Source organism: Sphingomonas sp. GW821-FHT10F09, assembly GCF_058809195.1.
Genome location: NZ_JBXASI010000001.1, coordinates 474625 through 497973, shown reverse-complemented (window position 1 = coordinate 497973; position 23349 = coordinate 474625). Strand labels below are relative to the sequence as shown.

The 23349-nt window shown below is 65.3% G+C and carries 19 protein-coding genes; 3 read left to right on the top strand and 16 right to left on the bottom strand.

Annotation, left to right across the window (positions count from 1 at the left end):
- Window positions 1–176: 176 nt before the first annotated feature.
- From AC1RTO_RS02365 to AC1RTO_RS02310, 12 genes are all read right to left on the bottom strand, one after another.
- The gene (locus tag AC1RTO_RS02365) at window positions 177–1508 is read right to left on the bottom strand and encodes a sensor histidine kinase (RefSeq protein ID WP_493159329.1); all 1332 of its coding nucleotides are present in this window, start codon (window positions 1506–1508) and stop codon (window positions 177–179) included.
- Entirely contained in the window at window positions 1509–2186 is a 678-nt protein-coding gene (locus AC1RTO_RS02360) for a response regulator transcription factor (protein WP_335306898.1), read from the bottom strand.
- 7 nt (window positions 2187–2193) lie between these two features.
- Window positions 2194–3570, bottom strand: coding sequence for an efflux transporter outer membrane subunit (locus AC1RTO_RS02355; RefSeq protein ID WP_493159328.1), 1377 nt, complete (start codon window positions 3568–3570; stop codon window positions 2194–2196).
- Window positions 3567–6674, bottom strand: coding sequence for an efflux RND transporter permease subunit (locus tag AC1RTO_RS02350; RefSeq protein ID WP_493159327.1), 3108 nt, complete (start codon window positions 6672–6674; stop codon window positions 3567–3569). The genes AC1RTO_RS02355 and AC1RTO_RS02350 overlap by 4 nt, the downstream gene beginning before the upstream one ends.
- Complete coding sequence (locus tag AC1RTO_RS02345) at window positions 6674–7651, bottom strand: efflux RND transporter periplasmic adaptor subunit (RefSeq protein ID WP_493159326.1); 978 nt, start codon at window positions 7649–7651, stop codon at window positions 6674–6676. The genes AC1RTO_RS02350 and AC1RTO_RS02345 overlap by 1 nt, the downstream gene beginning before the upstream one ends.
- Window positions 7652–7766: 115 nt before the next feature.
- Window positions 7767–8420: a DedA family protein gene (locus AC1RTO_RS02340; protein ID WP_493159325.1), complete on the bottom strand. Its 654-nt coding sequence runs from the start codon at window positions 8418–8420 to the stop codon at window positions 7767–7769.
- Between the two features lie 133 nt (window positions 8421–8553).
- Window positions 8554–9177 (bottom strand): phosphatase PAP2 family protein, encoded by a 624-nt coding sequence (locus AC1RTO_RS02335; protein ID WP_493159324.1) that lies wholly within the window; start codon window positions 9175–9177, stop codon window positions 8554–8556.
- 35 nt (window positions 9178–9212) lie between these two features.
- Entirely contained in the window at window positions 9213–10223 is a 1011-nt protein-coding gene (locus AC1RTO_RS02330; RefSeq protein ID WP_493159323.1) for a YncE family protein, read from the bottom strand.
- An 11-nt stretch (window positions 10224–10234) separates the two neighbouring features.
- Window positions 10235–13294, bottom strand: a complete 3060-nt coding sequence (locus tag AC1RTO_RS02325; RefSeq protein WP_493159322.1) for an efflux RND transporter permease subunit — start codon at window positions 13292–13294, stop codon at window positions 10235–10237.
- Window positions 13294–14334, bottom strand: coding sequence for an efflux RND transporter periplasmic adaptor subunit (locus AC1RTO_RS02320; protein ID WP_493159321.1), 1041 nt, complete (start codon window positions 14332–14334; stop codon window positions 13294–13296). Before AC1RTO_RS02320 ends, AC1RTO_RS02325 begins: the two co-directional genes overlap by 1 nt.
- Complete coding sequence (locus tag AC1RTO_RS02315; RefSeq protein WP_493159320.1) at window positions 14334–15386, bottom strand: TolC family protein; 1053 nt, start codon at window positions 15384–15386, stop codon at window positions 14334–14336. The genes AC1RTO_RS02320 and AC1RTO_RS02315 overlap by 1 nt, the downstream gene beginning before the upstream one ends.
- 353 nt (window positions 15387–15739) lie before the next feature.
- Window positions 15740–16054, bottom strand: coding sequence for a PepSY domain-containing protein (locus AC1RTO_RS02310; RefSeq protein WP_493159319.1), 315 nt, complete (start codon window positions 16052–16054; stop codon window positions 15740–15742).
- 124 nt (window positions 16055–16178) lie between these two features.
- Here AC1RTO_RS02310 and AC1RTO_RS02305 point away from each other — a divergent pair, with 124 nt between their 5' ends.
- Window positions 16179–16853 carry a winged helix-turn-helix domain-containing protein gene (locus tag AC1RTO_RS02305; RefSeq protein WP_493159318.1) on the top strand — a complete coding sequence of 225 codons (675 nt, stop codon included), beginning with the start codon at window positions 16179–16181 and terminating at the stop codon, window positions 16851–16853.
- Between the two features lie 49 nt (window positions 16854–16902).
- Window positions 16903–18255 (top strand): sensor histidine kinase, encoded by a 1353-nt coding sequence (locus tag AC1RTO_RS02300; RefSeq protein ID WP_493159317.1) that lies wholly within the window; start codon window positions 16903–16905, stop codon window positions 18253–18255.
- On the opposite strand, the gene AC1RTO_RS02295 is transcribed toward AC1RTO_RS02300, so the two are convergent.
- A complete protein-coding gene (locus AC1RTO_RS02295) occupies window positions 18216–19016 on the bottom strand; it encodes a protein-L-isoaspartate(D-aspartate) O-methyltransferase (RefSeq protein WP_493159316.1) in 801 nt (266 codons plus the stop codon). The two genes, AC1RTO_RS02300 and AC1RTO_RS02295, sit on opposite strands and share 40 nt — an antisense overlap.
- Window positions 19017–19666: 650 nt before the next feature.
- Between AC1RTO_RS02295 and AC1RTO_RS02290 the strand changes: the two genes are divergently transcribed.
- Entirely contained in the window at window positions 19667–21100 is a 1434-nt protein-coding gene (locus AC1RTO_RS02290; protein WP_493159315.1) for a T6SS phospholipase effector Tle1-like catalytic domain-containing protein, read from the top strand.
- A 167-nt stretch (window positions 21101–21267) separates the two neighbouring features.
- On the opposite strand, the gene AC1RTO_RS02285 is transcribed toward AC1RTO_RS02290, so the two are convergent.
- From AC1RTO_RS02285 to AC1RTO_RS02275, 3 genes are all read right to left on the bottom strand, one after another.
- Window positions 21268–21639, bottom strand: a complete 372-nt coding sequence (locus AC1RTO_RS02285) for a hypothetical protein (protein WP_493159314.1) — start codon at window positions 21637–21639, stop codon at window positions 21268–21270.
- Window positions 21636–22379, bottom strand: coding sequence for a hypothetical protein (locus AC1RTO_RS02280; RefSeq protein WP_493159313.1), 744 nt, complete (start codon window positions 22377–22379; stop codon window positions 21636–21638). The genes AC1RTO_RS02285 and AC1RTO_RS02280 overlap by 4 nt, the downstream gene beginning before the upstream one ends.
- A gap of 143 nt (window positions 22380–22522) precedes the next feature.
- Window positions 22523–23311 carry a DNA/RNA non-specific endonuclease gene (locus tag AC1RTO_RS02275; protein ID WP_493159312.1) on the bottom strand — a complete coding sequence of 263 codons (789 nt, stop codon included), beginning with the start codon at window positions 23309–23311 and terminating at the stop codon, window positions 22523–22525.
- Window positions 23312–23349 lie beyond the last annotated feature (38 nt).

The window sequence follows — 23349 nt, the reverse complement described above, 5'->3', positions numbered from 1 at the left end:
ACTGCTGCCGGCTCGGCATGGGACTTAACTGTCGTTCGCGACGGGGCCGCCGAACGGCAGTTGCAGCCGAAAGCTGCCTTTCGAAGTGTCCCGCAAACGATTGGGAAATGGGACACCGCCGGGTTTCCAAAAAAGCCGCCGCAACCGGGTTATGGGATTCTCAGCAGGATCCGTATTCAAACTATGCCGGGCAATCGCAATGTAACGCCGAAACCGTTCCCGGATTGCGTAAGGGCAGCATCGCCACCGTGGCCGATAGCGACGGCGCGAACCAGCGCGAGGCCAAGGCCGTGTCCATCGGTAGTTCGGGACGCCTCCGCACGGGCGAACCGCTGGAACAGCCGTTCGGCATCGGCGGGGGAAACACCCGGGCCGTTATCCTCCAGCGTCACTTCAATCGCATCATGCGACACCTTAGCGGAGAGCTTCGCGGCGGTGCCGGCCGGTGTGTGCCGCAACGTATTCTCCAGAAGGTTCGACAATGCCTGCGCTAGCAGGCGCCGGTCGCCCTCAATATGCAGTCCGGGCATGACGTCGATCGTCAGCGTATGGCCGGCAGCCTCGAAGTCGGGACGATAAGTTTCGGCCATGTCCTCCAGCAGCGCCGACAGATCGACCGCTCCCAACGCTCGACGTTCAGCCAACCCTTCGACTTCGGCGATGCGCAGCAGCGCGGCGAATATCTCCAGCAGATCGTCGGCCTGACGGCGGGCGGCCTCGATCGCGTCTGTGTCCCCGGTCGCAGCGCGATCAAGCTGGTTACACAGGCGGGTAAGGGGGGTGCGCAGGTCGTGCGCCACGTCGGTCGACACCTGCCGCAGATTATCCATCAGCGCGGCGATGCGATCAAGCATCCGGTTGAGCGTGGCGGCGAGGCGATCGAACTCGCTGTCCGACCCGTCGCGCGGCACCCGCTGCGCTAGGTCTCCGGCGATGATCGCCTGCGCCGTGGCATCGATGCGCGAGAGGCGACGCCGGGTTAGCCATCCGACCAGCACGGCTGCGCCGATCCCCAGCGCCAGCATCGCCGCAAGCGCGGTGGCGAACAGCGACGCCAGTGTCCGGTCGATCGCGGCAAGGTCACGTCGATCAGCGACGACGACGAGCATCCCGCCGGGCAGCGGTGTCGCGAGCGCCTGACCGACGCCGGTCACGTTGCCGCGTCGGAAGCCGAAATGCTCCTGATAGCCTGGCTCGACCGGCGTCAGCGGCGTGATCGTCGCGGCGATCGGCCGCCCGGCGCGGTCAACGAGCAGATAATCAAGGCTCGCTTCGTTGCGCGCATCCTCGCGTAGGTGGATTGCCTCGGACACCGCCGCCAGACCACCTTCGCGCGCTTCTGCGACGAGCGCGCGGGTCTCCACCGCGACCCGATGGTCCAGTTGCTCCTCCAGTGCCTCATGCGTCACTTCATAGGCGACGGCACCGATCGCCAGCGTCGCGGCGCTGAACGCCAGCGCGACAAGCACAACGATGCCGAAGGTCGAGCGCCACAGGCGGGTGAGCATCTATTCGCCCCGGATCATGTAGCCGGCACCACGCACCGTCTCGATCGCATCGGCGTCGAAACCGGCGTTGAGCTTGGAGCGCAGCCGGCTCAGATGCGTCTCGACGATGTTGGTCTTCGGGTCGAAGTCGAAATCCCACACCCGCTCCAGCAGCATGGTGCGCGTCATCACCCGGCGCGGATTGCGCATCAGCTCCGCGAGCAACGCAAACTCACGGGGTTGCAGGGTGACGCGCCGACCATCGCGCTCGACCGTGCGGCGATGCAGGTCGAGGACGATATCGCCGACCCGCAGCAGATGCGTGTCATCGCCGCGTGAGGAAGGCCGGCGCGCCAGCGCATTGAGGCGGGCGGCCAGTTCGGAGAAGGCGAAGGGCTTGACCAGATAGTCGTCGGCCCCGCCCTCCAGTCCCTCGACGCGATCGGCGATACCACCGACCGCGGTCAGCATCAGAACCGGCGTCGCATCGCCCGCCGCGCGCAACGCCTTCACCAGTGCCAGCCCGTCGAGGCCGGGCAGCATCCGGTCGACCACGATCGCGTCGAACCCGCCGCCGGTCGCTTGGAACAGCCCGTCGCGGCCATCCTCGCTGACCGCGACCTGGTGTCCTGCTTGCCCCAGCCCCTGCGCTACGAAGGCGCGGGTGTCGGCATCATCCTCGACGATCAATATCCGCATTGCCCGATTATCGCGTAGCGGCGTCGGTTCGCCAACCGCCGCCTAAGGCGCGGAACAGAGCGACCTCGTTCTGCGACACCGCTAGATCGGACTGGACCTGTTGGAGGGTCGCCGATGCAGCCGCGCGCTGCGCGTCGACCTGAAGCAGGCCGGGCGCATCGCCGAGGCGGACCCGGACAGCGGCCCGCCGCGCATAGGCCTGCGCCTCGCGCGAGGCGGTCGCCAGATCGCGGTTGCGACGGGTTTCGGCATCGTAGGTCGCCAAGGCCGTCTCGACCTCGCGCAGTGACCGCAGCACCGCCACGTCCCACCCGGCCAGCACCGCGCGCTCGGTCGCGCGGGCCTGTTCGAGACGTGCGCGTGCCGGTGCCTGGTTGGGAAAGGCCCAGCTGACGAGCGGCGTCACCGCCGCACTGATCCCGCCGGACAGCAACCCGACAGCCCCGCCCAGATTGACCCGTGGATAGAGGTCCGCGCGTGCCACGCCGATCCGTGCGGCCGCGGCGGCAAGGCGGCGCTCTGCTTCGCGTACGTCGGGACGGCGTAGCAGCAGCGCGGTGCCGTCGCCGACCGGTGCCGCCCCACGCAGACGGGGCGCGGCGGTGCAGGCGAAGCGGTAGGCGCGCGCTTCGGCGGGCGGGCGCCCCTGCAGCGTCGCGAGCCGGTACAGCGCATTGGCGCGCTGCGCCTCGAACGGGGCGATGGCGGCACGAGTGGCAGCGGCGATCGTCGCGACCTGCGAGACTTCCAGCGGCGACACCTCGCCGGCACGCAACTGCTCGCGCACGAGAGCGACCGAACGGTCCTGCGCCGCAGCGATCTCGCGCGCGGTGGCGATGGCGCGGGTCGATCCGCACAGGTCGACATAGGCCAGCACGGTATCGGCAACGACCGCAACGCGCAGTCCGTCGACGACGGCCACTTGCGCCTCGGTATCAGCGCCCGCCGCGGTCGCGGCCGAGCGAAGCCGGCCGAACAGGTCGAGGTCCCAGCTCGCGGTTGCGGCGATATCGTAATCCGTCGTCGGCACATTGCCCGACGCACTCGGCTGTCCGGCGGGGTTGTCGACGCCAAGCGCGCTCTCGATCGTCGTCTGCGGCAACCGCGCCGCCCGTGCCTGTCGTAAGGCCGCGCGTGCGCCATCGAGATTGGCATAGGCGACCCGAAGGTCCGCGTTGGCGGTCAAGGCCGAGCGCACCAATCCGTCGAGCACAGGATCGTCATAGAGCCGCCACCAGTCGTCGGGCACCGGCGCGATCGAGGCCACCGGAAGCGACGCGAATGCCCCGGTGGCGCTGTCCGGCGCCACAGTGGGCGGCGGCTTGGGCACGCTCATGCAGGCGGATGCGAGTAGGGCTGCGGCGGGGGCCAGGCGGCGGATCATGCCAGCGCCTCCTTGTGTGCGGCAGCAGGCGGCACGGCGCGTTCCTCGCCATAGCGAGCGTAGAGCACGGGCAGCAGCAGCAGGTTGAGCGCGGTCGACGAGATGAGACCGCCGAGGATCACGATCGCCATCGGATGCTCGATCTCGTGCCCCGGCGCGTTGCCCGCGACGATAAGCGGCACCAGCGCGAGGCTGGCGCAAGCGGCGGTCATCAGGATCGGCACCAACCGCTCTTCCGCTCCGCGCAGCACCAGTTCGCGGCCGAAGGTCATCCCCTCGTGGCGTTCGAGATGCTGATAGTGCGATAGCAGCATGATGCCGTTGCGCGCGGCGATGCCGATGACGGTGACGAACCCGACCAGCGACCCCAGCGATAGCACCCCGCCGGTCAGCGCGACCGCGACCACGCCCCCGACCAGCGCGAACGGCAGGCTGACGGCGACCAGCGCGGTGATACGGCGCGAGCGGAACTCCATCCACACCAGCAGCAGGATGCCGACGAGGCAGAGCGCGCCGATACTCCACAGCCGGCTGCGCGATTCCTTTAGCGCGGCATATTCGCCCAGCACCTGCGGGTGATACCCGGTCGCGAACGGCACCTTCGCGACCGCAGCGCCAACCGCCTCCGCCACTGTGCCGAGGTCCGCGCCCGCCACGTTCATCGTGACGTCGAGCCGCCGCTGGCCGTTCTCGCGCTTCACCTCGTTGGGCGCGGGCGCGATCTCGATGTCGGCGATATCGCCGAGCCGCACCGGCGCGCCGGTGACGGGTGCCTGGATCATCAGGTCGCGGAGCGCATGGACGCTGTTCCGCACCGCCGGCTCACCCCAAACCGCGACGTCAAACGCGCGCTGGTCGCGGTAGATTTCGCCGACCTTGGCCTGCGCGACCAGCATCTGCGCCTGCCGGCGGACCTCGCCCGCGGTCAGCCCGAGCCGGGCCAGTTCGCCGGCGCGCGGGCGGATGCGGATTTGCGGGACCAGCACCTGGCTCTCCAGCTTCAGGTCGGACACGCCCTGAATACCGCCGATCGCGTCCCGAACACGCGCGCCGGCCGCGCGCAGCTCCGCCTGGTCGGGGCCGTAGATGCGGACGACGATGGTCGCCCCGGCACCAGTCAGCACCTCCTTGATCCGCTCGCGCAGATAGGTCAGCACATCGCGGTAGAGGCCGGGATAGCCCTCGACCACCTCCTTGATCCGCTTCACCGACGCATCGTAATCGGCATTCTCCTCAAGGCTGATCCAGAGTTCGGTGAAGTTGGGGCCGACCACCTCGTCGGCCTGCTCGGCGCGACCGATATGCGCGCCGAAGTTGCGCACGCCGGGGATGCTGCGCAGTTCCTTCGACGCGCGGATCGTAATACGGTCCATCGCCTCGATCGACGTGCCCGGCTTCTCGACGAAGTGCATCAGGAAGTCGGTTTCGCGGAAGTCGGGCAGGAACTGGTCCTTGAAGGTCGCATAGCCAACCCCCGCCAGCAGCAGCCCGCCCGCAACGATCCCTACCGCCAGCGCCGGCCGCCCGACGACGCGCGGCAGGAAGCCGACATAGCGCCGCTTCAGTGCGGCGACGATGCGGGTGTCGCGCTCTTCGGCCAGCGGCGCGTTCGGCAGGAGCAGCAGGCACATCGCCGGCGTGACGGTCAGCGCGACCAGCAGCGACATGCCGATCGCCAGCACATAGGCGATGGCGAGGGGCTGGAAGAAGGTGCCTGCCACGCCGCCCAGGAAGAAGATGGGCACGAACACCAGCATCACGATCAGCGAGGCGAACACCACCGCCGAGCGCACCTCCAGCGACGCGGCCAGCACCACCGCGAACGCGGGCTTCGGATCGGCGGACTCGCGGTTCAGCCGCAGACGGCGCGCGATATTTTCCACGTCGATGATCGCATCGTCGACCACTTCGCCCAGCGCGATGACGAGGCCGGCGATAATCATCACGTTGATCGTCGCGCCTGACCACAACAGCATCAGTCCCGCGCCGAGCAGCGACAGCGGGATCGCGACGAGGCTGATCGTCGCCTGCCGCCAGTCCCGGGTGAACACGAACAGCACCGCCGCGACCAACGCGCAGCCGATCATCAGCGCGCGGGTGAGGTTGTCGATCGAGCGTTCGATGAATGTCGCGGGACGGAAGATGGTCGTGTCGACCTTCACATCCTTCAGGCCCGGCTTCAGTTCTGCGAACGCGGCCTCGACCGCGCGGGTCAGCTCCAGCGTGTTGGCGGTCGGCTGTTTCTCGACGATCAGCATGATGCCGGGGCCGTCGTCGATGATGGCGTTGCCGATCGGCGCGTTGAAGCCATCGACCACGCGCGCGACGTCGCCGACCCGCACGGGCGCTTCGCCTGCCTGCTTGACGATCGCCCGGGCGAGGTCGGCCGCGGTCTGGACGGTGCCCGCCTGCTGAACCGCAAACCGCTGGTTGGGCGTGTCGACGAACCCGCCGCCCCCGACTAGAACCGCGTCGCCCGCCGCGGCGCGTACCTCCGCCAGCGTCACGCCGGAAGCGCGCAGGCGATCGGGATCGACCAGCACCTGTAACTGCCGGTCGCGCTGGCCCCAGACCGCCACGTTGGCGACGCCGGGCACCGCCATCAGCCGTGGCCGGATCGTCCAGCGGACCAGCTCGGACAACTGCATCTGATCGAGTTTCGTCGACGACAGTCCGACCTTCATCGCACGGCTGGTCGAGGACAGCGGCGGCATCAGCACCGGTTGGCGCGCCGCGAGCGGCAGGCGCGGCTGCACCTGCGCGATCCGTTCCCCGACCATCTGCCTGGCGCGGATCACGTCGGACCCGCGCTCGAACAGGATCTGGACCGACGACAGGCCCAGCACCGACTTGGATCGCAGCGTCATCAGGCCGGGGACGCCGTTGACCGCAGTCTCGATAGGCACCGTAACCAGGCTCTCGACTTCCTCGGTCGACAGGCTCGGCGCCTCGGTCTGGATTTCCACCATCGGCGGTGCGAACTCGGGGAACACGTCGAGCGGCACGTCGCGCCCGGCGCGGACCCCGAGCACCACCAGCAGCGCGGCGAGCGCGAGAACGAGGACGCGCTGCGCCAGTGCGAAATGGACGAGCCGGCCTAGCATCAGTGCGCCGCCCCGAACTCGGTGCCGAACAGTTCCGCCGCGCCATCGGTCACGACCTGCGCGCCGGCGGACAGTCCGCGCGCGAGCAGCACCCGTCCGCCGCTCTCCGATGCCACCTCGACGCGCTGTCGGACGAAGGTGTCGGGCGCGGTCCGCTGATAGACCCACTCGCCGCCATGAATGTCGCGCAGGATCGCGGCAGACGGCACCGATAGCCCCTCGGTTCGCCCGGCGAGCGGCAGGTCGACCGACACGCGCTGGCCGACCTGGAAAGCCCGGTCGCGATTGTCGACCGTGTAATAGAGGTCGACGGTGCCGGCGACGGTGTTGGCCGAAGGCGGTGCCTGCACCGGGCGCGCTGAACGGGGGGTACCGCCATCGCCTAGGGGGCGGACCGTGGCGGAGGCTTCGCGGCGCACATCGCCCATGTCGCTGCCGAACACCGACGCCCGGACCCATAGCACGGGCTGCGCGCCGAGCGAGGCGACCGCCGGTCCAAGCAGCCGGCGCTGCTGACGCGCCGCGCCTAATGCCGCCTGCGCTGCTGCGAGGGCTGCTGCTGCTTCGTCGCGCGCCCGGACACTGCCGGCTTCCTCGCGCACCAGGCTCTCGGCCCGGTCGCGCGCGATCCGGGCGAGGCGAGCCTGCGCCGATGCGCGCGCCAGTTCGGCATCGGCCGAAGCCTGCTGGCTGCCGATCTGTTGGAGATTGGTCGTCGAGTTGACCGGCACACCATTGGCGCTCATCGGTGGGACCACGATTTCGCCGGCCACCTCACGCGTTGCGGTGGCCGATCCTCCGCCGACGCGCTCCAGGCTGATGCCCAGGCGACGCTGCGCCTCGGGCGTCAGTGTCAGCTTCAGCAGCTCGCTTTCGTGCGCGATCGTCTCGGCATGGGCAGGCGGTGCGAGGGGCTTCGCGGTCTTCTCGCCGCAACCGGCAAGCAGGATCGGGATCAGAAAAAAGGTCTGGCGCATCGTGACGGCTTAATCACGAAAGCATGGGCGCTGCTGGAGGCGACTATACAAAGTCCCAATGAAGCGGCCCCCCGCTCTGGTTGCAGACGAGGGGTCCCGAGGTCACCCCCGACTTTTATTCGGTTTCTGTGGCGCGTGAAGTTCGCACCCCCGTCAGGCGACGTCGGACGAACCATATTGCCGCCAGCACGATCGCGCCCAGCAGGAACAGGTCGATCTTGTGAAACCAGGCCGACAATCTTGGGTCTGTGTTCCAGCGGCTCCCAAGCACCTGGCCGGCATAGGCCAGCCCCAGGCACCAAGGCAGTGACCCTATGAAGGTGTAGAGGTGAAGGCGCAGCAACGGCATCCGGGCGATCCCCGCAGGCAGCGCGATAAACGAGCGGATGCCCGGCAACATCCGACCTATCAGAACAGCCGCACCGCCGAAGCGCTCGAAAAACCGTTCCGATCGGTCAAGATCCTCGGGTGTGAGCAAAAGCCAGCGTCCGTAACGCTCGACCATGGGACGACCACCGCGGCGCCCCGCCTCATAAGCAAGAGCTGATCCGAGATTACAGCCAACCGCTCCCGCAATCGCTACCAGCCACAGGTCCAGGCGACCGGTCGAGACCAGATAACCGCTAAACGGCATGATGATTTCAGACGGCAGCGGGATGCAGGCGCTTTCGAGAGCCATCAAACCGATGATGCCAATATATCCGGTCGCAGCGATCACGGCGACGATCCAGCCCGCCAGCGTCGCGATGAGATTGCTTAGCCCATTCATTTTGATGTCCTTGGCGCTTCAGTTTTCTTGCGCAAATATGCGTCGACGCTCGTTGGCAGCCGCGAAATGACCGCAAGCGTCCTTTCTTCGATCATGCGCTAACGGAGAGACGGCCAACTGCTCGGCGCGGAATTCAGGTTATCGGTCCAAAAAAAATCTGCGTCACGATAGCGGTCCAGCCCAAGCCGATAGCCCAACCAGCGGCCACGTCCGTCGGCCAGTGGACGCCTAGAATGATCCGTGAAGCCCCGATTGCGAAAATCAGCAACATGGCAACGGAAGTTGCGACAGTCGCTCGACGACCTCGACGGGCCTGCGCAGCCATGACGATCGCTAGCGAGCCATAGACGAAAGCGGAGTCCATGGCGTGCCCGCTCGGGAAGCTGGCCGTTCGAACATCGACAAGATGCGCGACAATCATCGGCCGGGGCCGATCCACGAGTGCCTTTAAAACGCTGACGATAATCGCCCCACCTGCGGCCGTGCTCGCAAGATAGGCGCACAACCGCCAGCGTTGCCTGCTCGCTAGATATGCGAGCCCGATCGCGGTCACGATCCACAAAGTGAGGTTGTTACCCATCATGGTCGCACCGCGGGAAGCCACGATCAGCGGACCATGATCGCCGGTGCGCGCGCGCACCCACACGAGAATGGCCGCATCGATACCCGTCACCCGGCCTGTCGCGAAGAGCGACGCGGCGACGAGTAGAAGCCCTGCGCCCAGCGCGAGCAGTGAGCCCCCGTAGAGTATCCGCATGGGGACAGTCACCCGACTTATTCCATGTGGTCCCGTCACGCCGGCTTCACGACCAGGACCTTAAACGTGCCAGGCGTTGCGACCGGGCGGGCACCAGGTTTGGCTGGCAGGCCAAACGATGCTGTCGGCAAGTAGATCGCACCGCTATCTGGATCGAGCGCACCCGTCCGTGCACCCACCGCAGTCTTGATACGGCCCACGCGCTTCACGACGGTGCCCTCGAGAGACAGCACGTCCAGCACTCCGTCCTTGCCGCAGGGAATGAATGCCAAGCGACGCTGCGGATCCAGAATCACGGCATCCGGGCCTGCGCCGATGTCGACCAGCTGCGAAAGTTTGTGGTTCGAGCCCGTGACGATGGCCGCCTTGCCGTTGGCACACGCGGCAACCAGGCGATCCGTTTTCGCGTCATAGGCAAGGCCAGATGGCTCGGCGCACCCTGGCAAGGCGATCGGCGCAGCGGCTGTGCCACGCCGCACGTCGACGACCTCCATCTCGTTTGCGTCCTCGTTGTTCACGAACAGGGTGCCGTCCGGCGTCAGCGCGGCATATTCAAGGCCCGGCTTGAGCTGCACCGTGCGCAACGTCCGCATCGCTGCCGTGTCGATGATCGATACCGAACCGGCCTTGGCATTCATCACGAAGCCAGTTTTGCCGTCACGCGAGACGATCGCAGCGTCAGGTTTTTCGCCGACCGTTACACGACCGAGTTCGCGTCCATCGGAGGTTGAAAGAAAGCGGACCGAGGCATCGTCGCCGCTCGTCGCCATGAGCCGCCCGCCGGGAAGCGGTACGACCGCATGACCGTGCGCGATCGTGCCGATCGATCCGACTGCCCGCTCACCTCTGGTGTCGATGACGGTGACCGATGTCGACCGGGCGATGAAGAGGCGGTGATCGACTGGATCAACGCGGGCATAGTCCCATCCCTCGCCGTCCGGACCGGAAATGGTAGCCGCGACGCGATAAGCTGGCGTCGGCGGGGCAGCCCCCGCCGCAGCGAAGGAGGTCAGCGCCAAGGTAGCAGTCGTCAGTACCCTCTTCATTGTGCAGTTCCTTATGCTGAAATGGCGGGATCATGGTCGGAATGCGGTAGGGTCAGCCGAACGAGGATCGGCATTGCCAGGAGGACGAGCGGATATTGCAGCAACAGCCCGGCGATGATCGCGATCGCGAGCGGCTGCTGGATGCCTGAGCCTTGGCCGATCGCCAGGGCAAGCGGCAGGAGCGTCAGGATTGCCGCCAGCGTCGTCATCGTGATCGGACGCAGGCGGTTGCGGCTTGCCTCGCGCGTCGCGACGACGGGCGGCATGGTGTGGCAGAGTTCCTCGAACTCGGAGACGTAGAAGATCGCCATCTCGGTGCCGATGCCGATGATCATCGTCATGCCCATCAGCGCCGTGATGTTGAGGTCGACGCCGGCGAGCCACAGGGCGGTGAACACGGCCGTGGTCGACAGGAGCGAGCAGCCGATGATGATGACGGGCAGCCAGAACCGCCGGTAAAGCACAAGCAGCAACACCAGCTCGGCGACGAGCGCTGCGCCGAACACCTTGATGAGGCCGGCGAAGGCGATCTGCTGCTGCTGATAGAGACCGCCCAGCTCATAACGGATACCAGGTGCCAGTACGCCTGGCTGGTCGAGGGCCTTCGTCACGTCGCCGACGGCAGCACCGATGCCGCGTCCCTGAATGCGACCGGTCACGGCGACCATCGGTTCCAGGTTCTCACGGGCGATCTGCGGTTGTCCGACGACCGCCTCGATTGACGCGACACGCGACAGCGGGAATACATGGCCATCAGTGGCCCGGATGGGCAGTTGCGCAAGCCCGGCCTGGCTGATCGTCATCGCCTGCGGAAGCCGGACGCGGACGTCGATGGCCTTGTCCGGTCGGGCAAGGGTTGTAGCGACGGTGCCGCTCAGCGCAGTCGACAGTTGGGCCTCGACGTCGACCGGCGCCACGCCTTCCACGCCGGCACGGACGGGATCGACTCGGACATCGAGTGCGTCGCCGGCCAGTTGGACGCCGTCCTTCACCTCGACGACGCCGTCGATCTTCTCAATCAGGGCAGCGACCTTCTTCGCCTGGGCATCGAGCACGGTCGGGTCGGACGAATAGAGCTTGACCTCGATCGGCTGCGGAACGGCCGTGAGATCGCCGATCAGATCCTCGATGAGTTGCGCGACCTCGACCTGGACGCCTGGCACCTTGACCCCGATCTCGTCGGCGACGTCGACGGCCACTTCCTCGGTCGGGCGGCTGTGGTCCGGTTTCAGTCGAACGAAATAGTCGCCGTGATAGCTCTGGCCGAGATCACCACCGAGACCGGTGCCGAGCCGCCGCGAGAAGGTCAGCACCTCCGGATTGGCGGCAAGCAGACGGTCGATCTGACCGACCTGACGCCCGCTCTCGTCCAGCGACGTGCCGGGCGCGGTGTAATAGTCCATGACGAAGCCACCTTCGTCGACCTTCGGCATGAAGCCTGTCGGCACCTTGGAGTAGCCGATATAGCCGACCGCCAAGAGCGGCACGAGAATGACAAGGAGCAGCCAGGGCCGGGCCGACAAGCGATCAAGGCCCTTGTCGTGAACCACGGCAAGCCGCCCCTCACCGGCGACACCAGGATCCTTCCATGTACGAAAGTCCACCAGCCACCGCACGAGGACCGGCACGACGAAAGCGGTCATCGCCCAAGAAATGGCGAGCGCGGCCGCCATCGTCACCGATAGCGCCTTAGAGAAAGCGCCGGTGACCCCGGTCAGGAATGATAGCGGCACGAACACGATCAGCGTCGCGAGACTCGATCCGGTCAGCGGTGCCATAAACTCACGCGCGGCCGGGATGACCGCGGCATTGCCGGCGATCTCCCCATCCGGTCTCACCTCGCCGGCGCGGCGGGCGATATGCTCGACCATCACGATGACGTCGTCGATCAGCAGCCCGACTGCTGCGGCGATGCCGCCGAGGGTCATGATGTTGAAGCTCATGCCGAGGATGCTCAGCACCAACACCGTCGCCGCCAGCGTGGCCGGCACGACGATCACAGCGACGAGCGTGACGCGCCAGCTGCGCAGGAACAGGAGAAGCACCAGCGCGGCGAGCAGGAGGCCGATCAGCACCGCGTCGCGAACGCTCGCGACCGATTGGGTCACCAGCTCGCTCTGGTCGTACCAGTTGACGAGCTTTACCCCGGCCGGCAGCTTCACGCCCGCCAACTTCGCCTGCACCTCTTGTGCAATTTGGACCGCGTTGCCGTCTGGCTGTTCGTAGATGTTGAACAGCACCGCGGGTTTCCCGTCCTCGACGATCCGCTGCCAGACGGGCACGGCACCGGTCTGCACGGTCGCGACATCCCGCGCCCGAACGACCCCTGCCGAGGCCGCCTTGACGACGATGTCACCGATCTGCGCAGCGCTGGCGACACTGCGATCGGCAATCACGAGCGAGAGTCGACCACGATCCTGGACTTGGCCCACCGCACTCAACACGTTGCCGTTGCGGATGGCGGTCGCAAGGTCCGCCATCGCCAAGCCGTAGCTCGCGAGCCGTTGCGGGTCCGCGAGTACCTCGACCTCCGCGGTGTCGCCACCTTGCACGCCGACCTTGGCGAGACCGGTGATCGAGGACAGCAGCGGGGTGATTTGAAGCCGTGCGAAGTCCTGGAGCTGGGCTGGATCCGCCGTGTCGGATACCAGGGCATAGGAGATGATCGGGAAGACGGTCGGGTCCATCCGGCGGACATTGTATTGCGTGCCGGCAGGCAGCGACGGCAGGATCCGGCCGACCGAGGTATCGACGAGCAGCGTGCTCGCGATCATGTCGCGCCCCCAACCGAAGTCGATCGAGATCTGCGCCGTCCCGCGCGCCGTCTCGGAACGGACGTTGTTGACGCCAGGGATGGCGCGGATCGCCTCCTCGACCGGACGGGTGACGGTCAGCGCGGTCTGATCTGCGGGGCGGCTACCGGAATCGAGATCGACGACGACCCGCGGGAACGACACCTGAGGGAAGAGCCCGATCGGCAACGACAACGCTGCGACGATCCCCGCGAGCGCCAGCGCCAAGCCGACAAGGACGAAGGCGCGCGACTGGGTGCGCAGGAGCCGCTCCAGCATCAACGGCTCCGGACGGCATCGCCGTCGGTGACCTGATAAGCACCGGCGACGATCAGCGGTAATTGTAGAGACAGTGTGCCATCGACGACGTCGCCCGCGTCCGACGACAGTCTGATGGTGACCGGCACCGCCTTGGCTTTGCCGCTCTGCACCTGAAATATCCTCGGGCTGCCACCGGCGGTCACGACGGCCGCGTGCGGCATGACCCATCCTGTGACCGCGCCAGTGCGGATGTCGACCTGCATCGGCTCGCCCGGTAGGAGTGCGCCCGCGGGGAATGACAGGTCGACGTCGACCATCTTGGTCACGGCATTCAACGCGCCGTCGACCCGCACGACGCGGCCCTCGATCGTACCGCCACCCGACAGGCGCTTCAGCGACGCTGATTGCCCGACAGCGACCGCGCCGCGCTGCGACGGATCGATCCCGACCGTAACGACGATCCCGCCTGATCGCGCGACCGTCAGGATGGTTGCGCCCGCTGCGGTGCGATCACCCTGGGCAACCGCAACCGCAGTGACGACGCCCGCAAACGGTGCCACGATGGTGTGGACAGGGGCACCAGCCCCCTCGGCGCGAAGCGCAGCGAGCGAGGTTCGTGCGTCAGACACCGCCTTATCCGCCTGCACCAGCTGATCTGTTGTTGCGAGCTGCTGCGCGAGCAATTGCGCCGTACTGGTGCGCGCCTTCTGCGCTGCAGCGAGAGCGCTCACCGCTTGTTCGTAGGCGCTACGCGAGGTCGGCGCGGTGACGAAGGTCGCGAGTGATTGTCCGGCCTTCACGGCGCTGCCCGGGGCGACGAACAGTCGCGTCACCTGACCCGGCTGCGCTTCGTTGAATGTCCGGGTGCCGATCTCGGACGGCGCCACGGAGCCATAAGCCGTGACGATCGCCGGTAGCGCACCCTGACGGGGTGCGACGGTGTTGACGAGAACGCTGGGCGTCGGGGTATCGCTGGCATCCGGCGCGGGAGATCCGCTGCTGCAAGCCGTGACCAAAAGCAGAAGCAGAGCAGCAGATATTCTCGGATGAGGCGGCATCACCGACCGCTCCCCGCTTGTTCGGCGGACAAGTCGATCGTCGGCAGGCCCGCGCCGACCAGCGTCTGTATGGCGATCTGACGATCGAACAGCGCGAGTTCCAGGGTCATGATCTCCTCTTCCTTGGCGAAGCGGTTGGAGACGAGGTCGACATAGCCCCGCTCGTCGATATTGGAGGCACCGAACGCCGCCTGTGCCCGGGACGCGGCGATGCGGGCGGCAGGCAGATCGCGACGCGCGATCGCCAGTTGAACCGCGAGCTGCTCATATTCGCGCAGCAGCGCGCCGACCGTACCGGTAGCGGCCGCTAGCCGCGCAGAATAATCGGCTTGAAGCTGCGCCCGCGTCGCCCGCGCGATCGCGACATTGCCCTGGTTGCGATCGAAGATGGGCAAGCCGACCTGCACGTTCGGCCCGCCGTTGATGACCTTCGAACTGTCGCTCGACGCGGAACCGCCAAGGATCAGGTCAGGAAACTGCGACAGGATCGCGACGCGCAATTGCTCGTCAGCGGCGGCATAGCCGAGGCGCAGTGCGAGCAGGTCGGGCCGGCGATCAGGCAGCATCGCAAGCCCTGTACGGATCGCGGCGGGGTCGAACGGCGGGAGGTCGGGCGCGGTCGCAAGCTGCACGACCGCATCGGGCGTCAAGCCCAGCAGGGCGTTCAGCTGGTGCCGCTGCGAGAACAACGTCTGGTCGAGCGTGTTGAGCGACGTGCGGGCCGCCTGAAAAGCGACACGGTCCGGGGCGACGGTAACGAGCGTCACGGTTCTGGCAGCGAGGGCGCGCTCGAGCTTGCCGTTACGATCGGACAGGAGATCGTAGGCCGCGACATAGGTCGGGCGGCTGCGCGTGCCGATGATGATGTCGGTGGCAAGCTGGCGCGCCTGGCCGGCGACCTGCCATTCCTGCCAGACGAGATCGGCCGCAACTTGCCGCGTGCTGGCAGTGGCAGCGCGGCGTCGCGCGCGATAGGTGACGAGGCTCTTGATGTCCTGTGCCAGTCCCAGATTCCACGCCGGGACGGTGCCTGCCCCCGAAAGCAGAGGCAAGAAAGCGCCCGACAGGGATGGATTGGCAAGGATCGAGGCTTGCGTCGCCTGCCCCTCGGCAATGCCCCGCTTCAGGCGCGCCGCGCGAAGATCCGGGTTGTTTGCCAGCGCCAACGTCACGACGTCACTGACTGATAAGGCTCCATGATCTTCCGCGGCACCCTGCAGCGCGCCGACAGACGGCGCGAGCGGTATGTCTCGCGTGAGCGGAAGCGCGGTGTAATGCGCGCATCCCGCCAGCAACGCTGCAAGCAGAATGGGCAGGACGCCCTTCCTGATCCCCCTGATCAACATGCTTCTGTCGCGCCTCCTGGCCGGTAACGCTGGCCAATGCGTCGGGATCTCGATGTTGGTCAGTCCGGGTTTTTGCCTTCGGCAACATTCTCGAGGATCACGCCGCTTCGCGCGTCAATTCCGACCTCGTAAGGCTTGCCGTGGCTGGTGATATCGAAGGAATAGCGCAGGCCGCTGCCACCCTTCTCCCGTTCCAGCTCCTGATCGGTGATCGTGCCGGGACGCGCCTTGAGTGCGGTCTGCCGTGCCGTGGCGAGAGAGACCTTCGCCTGAGCGGCGTACTGGTGTCCCTTCAGTTTCATTGGTGCCGCGGCGGCTGACCCGCTCATCGCCGCGACGGACAGCAGACCCAGCATCAATCGCACGTCTTTCATTACACACATTCCTTGGGGCAGGTTACACCGTGCCCTTCTAGAAGCGGCAACCTTCGCCCCAGGTGAGGACAAGATTGATTATGCCCAACTTGCCGTCTCCGGCGCGAAACCGGATCATCAGCTAATGAAGCTCCTGTTGCTTGAAGACGATTCCGGGACGCGTGAGGACCTGGAGCGCGTCCTGAGCAGCGCAGGCCATGTCGTCGACGCCTGTTCGACCGGGCAGGACGCGATCTTCCTGGCATCTTCCAGCGAATACGCCGTTCTGATCCTTGACCGGATGGTGCCGGGCATCGCTGGCCTGCCGGCGCTCAAGGCCATCCGGGCGGCGGGGATACGGACACCTGCGCTGTTCCTCACAGCCATGAACGGCGTCGAGGACCGGGTCGAAGGGCTCGAGGCGGGGGCCGACGACTATCTGGCGAAACCGTTCGCGGCGACCGAACTGCTCGCCCGGATCAATGCGCTCGCGCGGCGCCCCCCGATCTCGGACGTCGCCGCCACGATTGCGGTCGGCGACCTGGTTCTCGACCGCATCCGCCGCAACGTGACGCGCGCCGGTCAGCGAGTGGATTTGCAAGCCCAGGAACTGAAACTGCTTGAATATCTGATGCTGCACGCAGGCGAGGTGGTGACCCGCACGATGCTCCTCGAAAATGTCTGGTCGTTTCACTTCGATCCCAAGACCAACATCATCGAGAGCCACATGAGCCGGTTGCGCGCCAAGGTCGATCGCGGCTTCGGACGTGAACTGATCCAGACCGTTCGGGGCGCTGGATACCGGATCGATGCGGGTTAGGTCACGCATCCCGGCCGCGTTCGGGAGCGCGGCCTTTCGCTTCGCCTTAATGCTGGCGGTCGTCGTGGCGCTCGGCGCAGGCGCCCTGTTGCTCACCGTGGAGAGGCAGATCGGTTATTACGCCCGAGAAGCCAGTGATGGGATGCTTCGGGCGGAATCGTCGGTTCTGGCCGCGGAATATGCCGATCTGGGTCTCTCGGGACTGACGGATGCCATCGCGCGGCACAGGGGTAGCGACGCGGATCCGCCCTATCGATATCTCCTGATCGACAAAACGGGACACCGGCTATCCGGCGACCTGCCGCTGCAAGCCGCCAGGATCGGTCAGGCAAGCGTTGCGGTGCCCGAGGATTTTGACGGTTCGCGACACGTCGAACATCTCGCAACGCAAGTAACGCAGCTGCCCGACGGATTGCTGCTCGTCGTGGCGACCGACAGCTTCGATGTTCAGCAGCTACGCCAGCGGCTCGGATACTTCACGATCTGGAGCGGCATCGCGATCGCTGCCTTCGCATTGATCGGCGGGTATCTGGTGGGGCGCGTCTTCCTGCGTCGGCTCGCGACGGTCAATCGCGCCATCGACCGGATCATTGAAGGGGATAGCGCGGAACGGCTGCCGATGATCGGGTTCGGTCCGGAGTTCGACGACCTCACCCGCAACCTCAATCGCATGCTCGAGCGGAAGGACGCGGCGATGGAGGCTCTGCGGCAGGTGTCGACGGATATCGCGCACGATCTGCGCACGCCACTTACCCGGCTCCACCAACGGCTCGAACGATTGCAGGCGTCAGGTGCCGGCGATCCCGACAGTATCGACGCGGCCGTCGAGCAGACCAACGGACTGCTCGCGACGTTCGAGGCCCTGCTGCGGATTGGGTCGATCGAGGGAGGTGTCGGGCGACGTCGCTTCGGTCCCGTCGACCTGTCCGAACTGCTCGATCGTATCCATGCGGCCTACTTGCCCGTGGTCGAGGACTCCGGGCAGACGTTCATTGCCCACCATGCCGCAGGAGTCACCGTCATCGGCGACCCCGACCTTCTCGCGCAGCTGTTCACCAATCTGATCGAGAACGCGATCGTCCACACTCCGCCCGGAACGCATATCGTCTCTCGCCTGCATATCGTTGGTGCCGAAGCAGTGGCGGAAATATGCGACAAAGGTCCCGGCATTCCCTTCGATGAACGTGAGAAGGTGTTTCGACGCTTCTACCGGCGGGATGCCAGTCGCAACACAGAAGGTGCGGGGCTTGGCCTGGCACTCGTGGCTGCGATTGCCGCCCTGCATCAGGCGGACTGCACCATCCCTGACAGTGCAATGGGCCTATGCGTCCGTCTCACTTTCCATCGGTCGTCTGCAATAGATCAGGTGACCGATGCCCCGAAGCACCATGGCTTGCCGTGATCGCCGACACCCGGGCGATCAGGCGCATACCCACGCCCCGTAAGGGGCACGAACATCGCCCAACCCAGTGAACACGCGACGACATTACCGTCAGCCTGCTTTGTGAAGACCTCAAGCCGCTCGGTGGCCGTGGAGGGGCCGATCGGCATCACCAGACGTCCGCCTATCCGCAATTGATCGAGTAGCGGCGTTGGAACACTCGCAGAACCGGCGGTGACGATCACCGCGTCGAAGGGCGCTCGTTCGGGCCAGCCCACAAAGCCGTCTCCAACCCGGGCATGGACATTCCGATAGCCGCGCCGGCGCAAGGCCGTGGCTGCCTGGCGTGCCAACTGCGGGACGATTTCGATCGTAGATACTTCTGCACCGAGCACGGCGAGGATCGCGGCCTGATAGCCGGAGCCCGTCCCGATCTCCAGGACGCGGGATCCGCGATGCACTTGCACCGCGGCCGTCATAATCGCCATGACGTAAGGATCGGAAATCGTCTGCTGCCACCCGATTTCCAACGGTGCGCCGATGTAGGCTTGCCGCTTTGCGGCGCGGGGCACGAAATCCTCGCGCAGAAGATTTTTCTCCACTGCGACTGCTGCCTGGAAAAAGGGGTCATCTCGCAGTGCTGGAACGTCGGCGGCCGCTGCCTTGATCGAGCTGATCATTCGCGCACGCTCGTCTGTTCGGTCCGGTGCGGAGAACCCGATGGCGGCTGAAGCGCCCGTCAAGCAAACCAGACCCAGAAAAGTCTTCAGCACGACGATCATGGCTCCATCAGAAACCGCCGACCCACCGCCAATATAGCTTGACGATACCAGCTCGCGGACGTGTTTACCCCTGACGAGATTACGCCACGATCGCAGCAGCTATGAGATTTACCAATGTCCGAGGCCGAGGCCTCACCGATCGGTGAGTGCATCGAGGTGACTGCGCGGCGCATTCTCGATTGGGAACGTGTTGGGGGACAGCCGGTGCGGCACGTGTCGAAATCCGGATGACGGGCTGACTTTTCCCAAAATCTGTTCCCGATTGCGTTTTCCCGAAATGCCGCATCGGAGATGGAGGAAACGGGACGATCGCGCATCCTACGCGCGGCCGATTGTGGGAAGCCATGACGATCAACTGAACGAAGTGTTTAGGGCGGCTTCACGACGCTCAATCGGCAGCTCCTGTCGGATCCAGACGTTCGCGCCATCAGGGAGGAACGGCGATACCTGGTCGTGAGCTGCCGCGGCCGACCGGCCGCGGGCAGACGCAAATCCGGCCCTTCAGCGGCGATGTCGCGCTTCTCGAAACCGGTCGTCCGTTAAACTCAGCGAACTAACCTCCTTCGAAGGTGCGAGCCGCCCCTACTTTCGAGGACTGTCCCCTGCTAGAAGACCCAAAAGGTCGGATCGCAGTCCCGGAGGCGAAGGCGTTGGCAAAGAATATCCTAATTTTTTCCGATGGAACCGGTCAGATTGGGGGCATCAGGCCTGATCAGAAGCTGTCAAACGTGTATAAGCTTTACCGGGCATTGCGACCAGGCCCAGCTTCATTCATCGATCCGCGGCAGCAAGTCGCATTCTACGATCCCGGACTTGGGAAGGGCGAGGTTAGCGGCTGGACCTTTAAAAGAACAAAGCAGTTGCTAGAGGCGACAGTCGGCACCGGTATCGATACGAATATTATCGACTGCTACGAGGCGATCATTGCCGCCTACGAAGTTGGAGACCGAATCTGCCTTTTCGGTTTCTCGAGGGGCGCCTACACCGTTCGGGCACTCGCATCCGTACTGAACCTTTGTGGGGTTCCCACTCGGCTGCCCGACGGACGGCCCATGCCCAAGTACGGTGCGACCGTCCGAGCCGTTGCGTATGAAGCGGTTCAGAAGGTTTACAACCACGGGGCGGGAAAGCGTCGCAACGCGCAGCCCTACTTCGATCAGAGAGAGGAACTCGGACGCCGGTTCCGCCTTCGCTATGGATCTTCGCAGAATGGAGAGCCGGCTGCCCCCCGGGGTAACGTGGAACCGCATTTTATCGGTGTATTCGACACGGTTGCGGCGCTGGGCAGTAGCAGTCTCAAGTCGATCTTCGGTGCCATCCTTCTGTCGGCCGGCCTGTTCACTGCCGCTTCGTTCGCGTTCCAGTTTCATTGGATATTCAAGTTGCTGAGCATCGCATCAGTGTCGCTTACCCTTGGATGGCTCCTGTACTTGGCGACCATCCTGCGGAAGAGCTATTCACCGGTCTGCAAGGAACTTGAAATTGATCTTCGTAAGGTACCCAACAAGAACCTGAGCAAGCGTTCTACGAATTTTGCGTTTTGGCATAACAAGAATTACGACAGGTTCCTTTCTGGAGAGGTGGCCTACGCGCGCCATGCGATGGCGATTGACGAGGAGCGCGCGAGTTTCCCGCGCGTCGAGTGGGGTCCGAAGGTCACACCCGCCCGTAGGGCGGACCAGAAGCCGAGATGGTTGAAGCAGGTATGGTTCGCCGGCTGCCACAGCGACATTGGTGGAAGCTATACGGAAAGCGAGTCCCGGCTGAGCGACATTGCGCTCGCATGGATGGTCGAGGAACTGCGGAATTGCGTCCCCGAGATTTTAATTAACGACCGGGAGCTCCAGACCTTCGGAGATCATCGCGGCCTGCAGCATGAAGAGCGATATATGGTGAAGGCGCTTGGCTGGCAGTGGAAAAAGAAGCCTCGATACGTTTTCGAGAACGGCGAATTGCATGAGAGCGTATATCGCCGCATCGATGCTGGTCCGGTTCCCATTGTCGACGAGGTAAAGGCTTATCGACCCGAGCAACTGAAGCTTCACACGAAGCTGAAAGCGATCTTGGGGCAGGAAGGTATTTAAGATAAGTGGTCCGACCAAGCGTCAATCGAATAGATGCTGTACCGATAACGGCTGGCGAGCCTGCGCGTACACCGGGCTGCGGCACCATTTCACATTGATGGCGCGAACTAGGCGGAGTATGGGAAATTCGCTCCCTGCAGCGTGAGATCAGGTCCGTTGGGAGGCCGTCATCCGCAGGCAAGTGTTGCGACGCGCACCGCCTCGTCGACGGTACCAAGCAAAGCGGAAAAGCTCCTAATCATGCGCTCGCAGTCTTGAAGACTCTCGATCTCTTTTGTGATCGCCGGGATCGCGTTGGAAACTGCCTTGGCGTGGCGCGCTATCTCCTCGGTTTGTGCGGCCAGAAGCACCCGGCCGGTCGATGTCACGCGTGCGTTCACCTCGGCCATCTGCTCAGTGATCGCGGCGATTGTCGCCGCGTCCGGGGCAGTGTCAATCGACTCCTCCAGCCGACGGACTAGCGCCACAAGATCTCGGTGCATTGCCTGCAGCTCAGGATTGCCGCCGGGACGGACCGGTAAGGTGTCAACGTCGCTCATTTCACGTCTCCTGCCTTGTCGATCGCCCGGTAGGTGGCCTCGGTCCGGTTCAGCCGCTCGTTCACGTCCTTAAGCATCTCATCAAACGGCCGCCTCGATCCGTTGGCGGCTGCAGTGTGCGCGTCCGCGAGACCGAGCAGCGATGCGCGCAGACCGGCAAGTGCCGCCAGCTGCGCGTCGCGCCTATCGATACCGGTAAGATAGTCGGCTACAATCTGCCTCTGACGTGCATCGGCCTTCTCCGTGGCGGCTACAGCGTATGTACGTTGATAGACGGAGAGCGCCGTGGTCCAGCTCGACGCCACAGTACCCCGCAGACCTTCCAGGTCGTTCCGCCCGATAGCGTTCGCCATTGCCGTCAGGAGCGCGCGGACGTCCGGGTCCGTCCGGCGCAGAATGTGACGCGTGCTGGCCTGAGCCCGCAGATCGACCAGAGCGCCTGCCAAGGCCGCAAAGCCGGCGGATACGCCGGGGTCGAGATCCGCCGCGGTCGGCCCCGCATTGAGTTGGACGCCCAGCTCGCGGAAGGCCTCAGTCTGTACGCCGCCGCGTCCGCGACCGCTGAGCGTCGCCAGCAGGTTGCCGTAGCGTGCAAGATCGCCAAGCGCACCGCGCCACTTAACGCCGACTTCGGGGGGAACGGCCGCCGGGAAGCGGCGTTCGGACAGGGCGATCGCTCCGGAGCGGACGAAGCGGTCAACCTCGACCGAGCGAGTCAGCCGGTTAGCGTCGGCGAACATCGTAGCGGCCTCCGTCTGGAGCGTCGAAGCCGCGCGACCAAAGCCGGTCAGATCGGCTGAGGGTGCGGTTGCGCATCCGCCGGCGGTTAGCGACAGCAAGAGGCATGGGGTCAGGGCATGCCCCGGCCGCACTTGAAATCTGATCATGGGTTACATCCCAAATCGGGCGATAGGTCACGGAACGATCGCGTTGTTAAGCGGGGAAAGAGGCCGAGCCGCGACCTCAACTCGACATCGTCCAGCGACACTCGAGCGCTGCAGTGATCGAGCGTCCTTGGCGCCGCGGTGTCCATGATGAAGGCCGCCATGCGGCCGTCCTGCGTCGCGATTACCTTCCAGTAGCCCGAGGGCACTCTATGGCGCTCATCCGCCTTGGGCAGCGGGGGCATCGTGCGCTCGAACAGGGGACCAGTCAGCACGTAAACGGCGATATTCGCCGACCGGGCGAGCTCGTTTTCCTGAGCCTCGAGCCGCTGCCATGGCGCTTGGTTCAGGGCGGCCCCCTGCGGCGTGATGTTGGAGAGGATGTTGGTATCGCCCGCGAACGGCGTACCTGATTGTCCGGCGAGCGGCGCCTGATGACCGCGATCGACGCCCAGCGCCTGCGATGCGCCGTCATAGTCGGCGGGCTCTAACGTCTCGTCAGGTGACAGCCACGGGTCTGCGGACCACTTCCGCTCGCCGGAGGGTCCGATGGAGGAGGGCGTCACGCGATACGCGACCCAGTCCGCCATCTTGGTCAGGTCGTTGGACGCCAGCGTGTATATTTCGCGCACGACGATATCATCAATGCCCGGAGCCCCGATTGGGCAGCCGTAGAGGCAGTGGAAGGTGTGGAGTTCGGCTCCGCCATGCGCAGTATCTGCAGCCGACACTGAAACTGTGGTCAGACAGATCGCCAGCAATCCTCGAATTCGGGGAATGGGGCGCAAAGCAGCTGCTATCCACTGCGTTCGGACCCCGACCAATG

Bases quoted from the DNA above. Each gene is read 5' to 3' on its own strand.
- AC1RTO_RS02365 (WP_493159329.1), bottom strand. From the start codon at position 1,508: ATGCTCACCCGCCTGTGGCGCTCGACCTTCGGCATCGTTGTGCTTGTC.
- AC1RTO_RS02360 (WP_335306898.1), bottom strand. From the start codon at position 2,186: ATGCGGATATTGATCGTCGAGGATGATGCCGACACCCGCGCCTTCGTA.
- AC1RTO_RS02355 (WP_493159328.1), bottom strand. From the start codon at position 3,570: ATGATCCGCCGCCTGGCCCCCGCCGCAGCCCTACTCGCATCCGCCTGC.
- AC1RTO_RS02350 (WP_493159327.1), bottom strand. From the start codon at position 6,674: ATGCTAGGCCGGCTCGTCCATTTCGCACTGGCGCAGCGCGTCCTCGTT.
- AC1RTO_RS02345 (WP_493159326.1), bottom strand. From the start codon at position 7,651: ATGCGCCAGACCTTTTTTCTGATCCCGATCCTGCTTGCCGGTTGCGGC.
- AC1RTO_RS02340 (WP_493159325.1), bottom strand. From the start codon at position 8,420: ATGAATGGGCTAAGCAATCTCATCGCGACGCTGGCGGGCTGGATCGTC.
- AC1RTO_RS02335 (WP_493159324.1), bottom strand. From the start codon at position 9,177: ATGCGGATACTCTACGGGGGCTCACTGCTCGCGCTGGGCGCAGGGCTT.
- AC1RTO_RS02330 (WP_493159323.1), bottom strand. From the start codon at position 10,223: ATGAAGAGGGTACTGACGACTGCTACCTTGGCGCTGACCTCCTTCGCT.
- AC1RTO_RS02325 (WP_493159322.1), bottom strand. From the start codon at position 13,294: ATGCTGGAGCGGCTCCTGCGCACCCAGTCGCGCGCCTTCGTCCTTGTC.
- AC1RTO_RS02320 (WP_493159321.1), bottom strand. From the start codon at position 14,334: ATGCCGCCTCATCCGAGAATATCTGCTGCTCTGCTTCTGCTTTTGGTC.
- AC1RTO_RS02310 (WP_493159319.1), bottom strand. From the start codon at position 16,054: ATGAAAGACGTGCGATTGATGCTGGGTCTGCTGTCCGTCGCGGCGATG.
- AC1RTO_RS02305 (WP_493159318.1), top strand. From the start codon at position 16,179: ATGAAGCTCCTGTTGCTTGAAGACGATTCCGGGACGCGTGAGGACCTG.
- AC1RTO_RS02300 (WP_493159317.1), top strand. From the start codon at position 16,903: ATGCTGGCGGTCGTCGTGGCGCTCGGCGCAGGCGCCCTGTTGCTCACC.
- AC1RTO_RS02295 (WP_493159316.1), bottom strand. From the start codon at position 19,016: ATGATCGTCGTGCTGAAGACTTTTCTGGGTCTGGTTTGCTTGACGGGC.
- AC1RTO_RS02285 (WP_493159314.1), bottom strand. From the start codon at position 21,639: ATGAGCGACGTTGACACCTTACCGGTCCGTCCCGGCGGCAATCCTGAG.
- AC1RTO_RS02280 (WP_493159313.1), bottom strand. From the start codon at position 22,379: ATGTTCGCCGACGCTAACCGGCTGACTCGCTCGGTCGAGGTTGACCGC.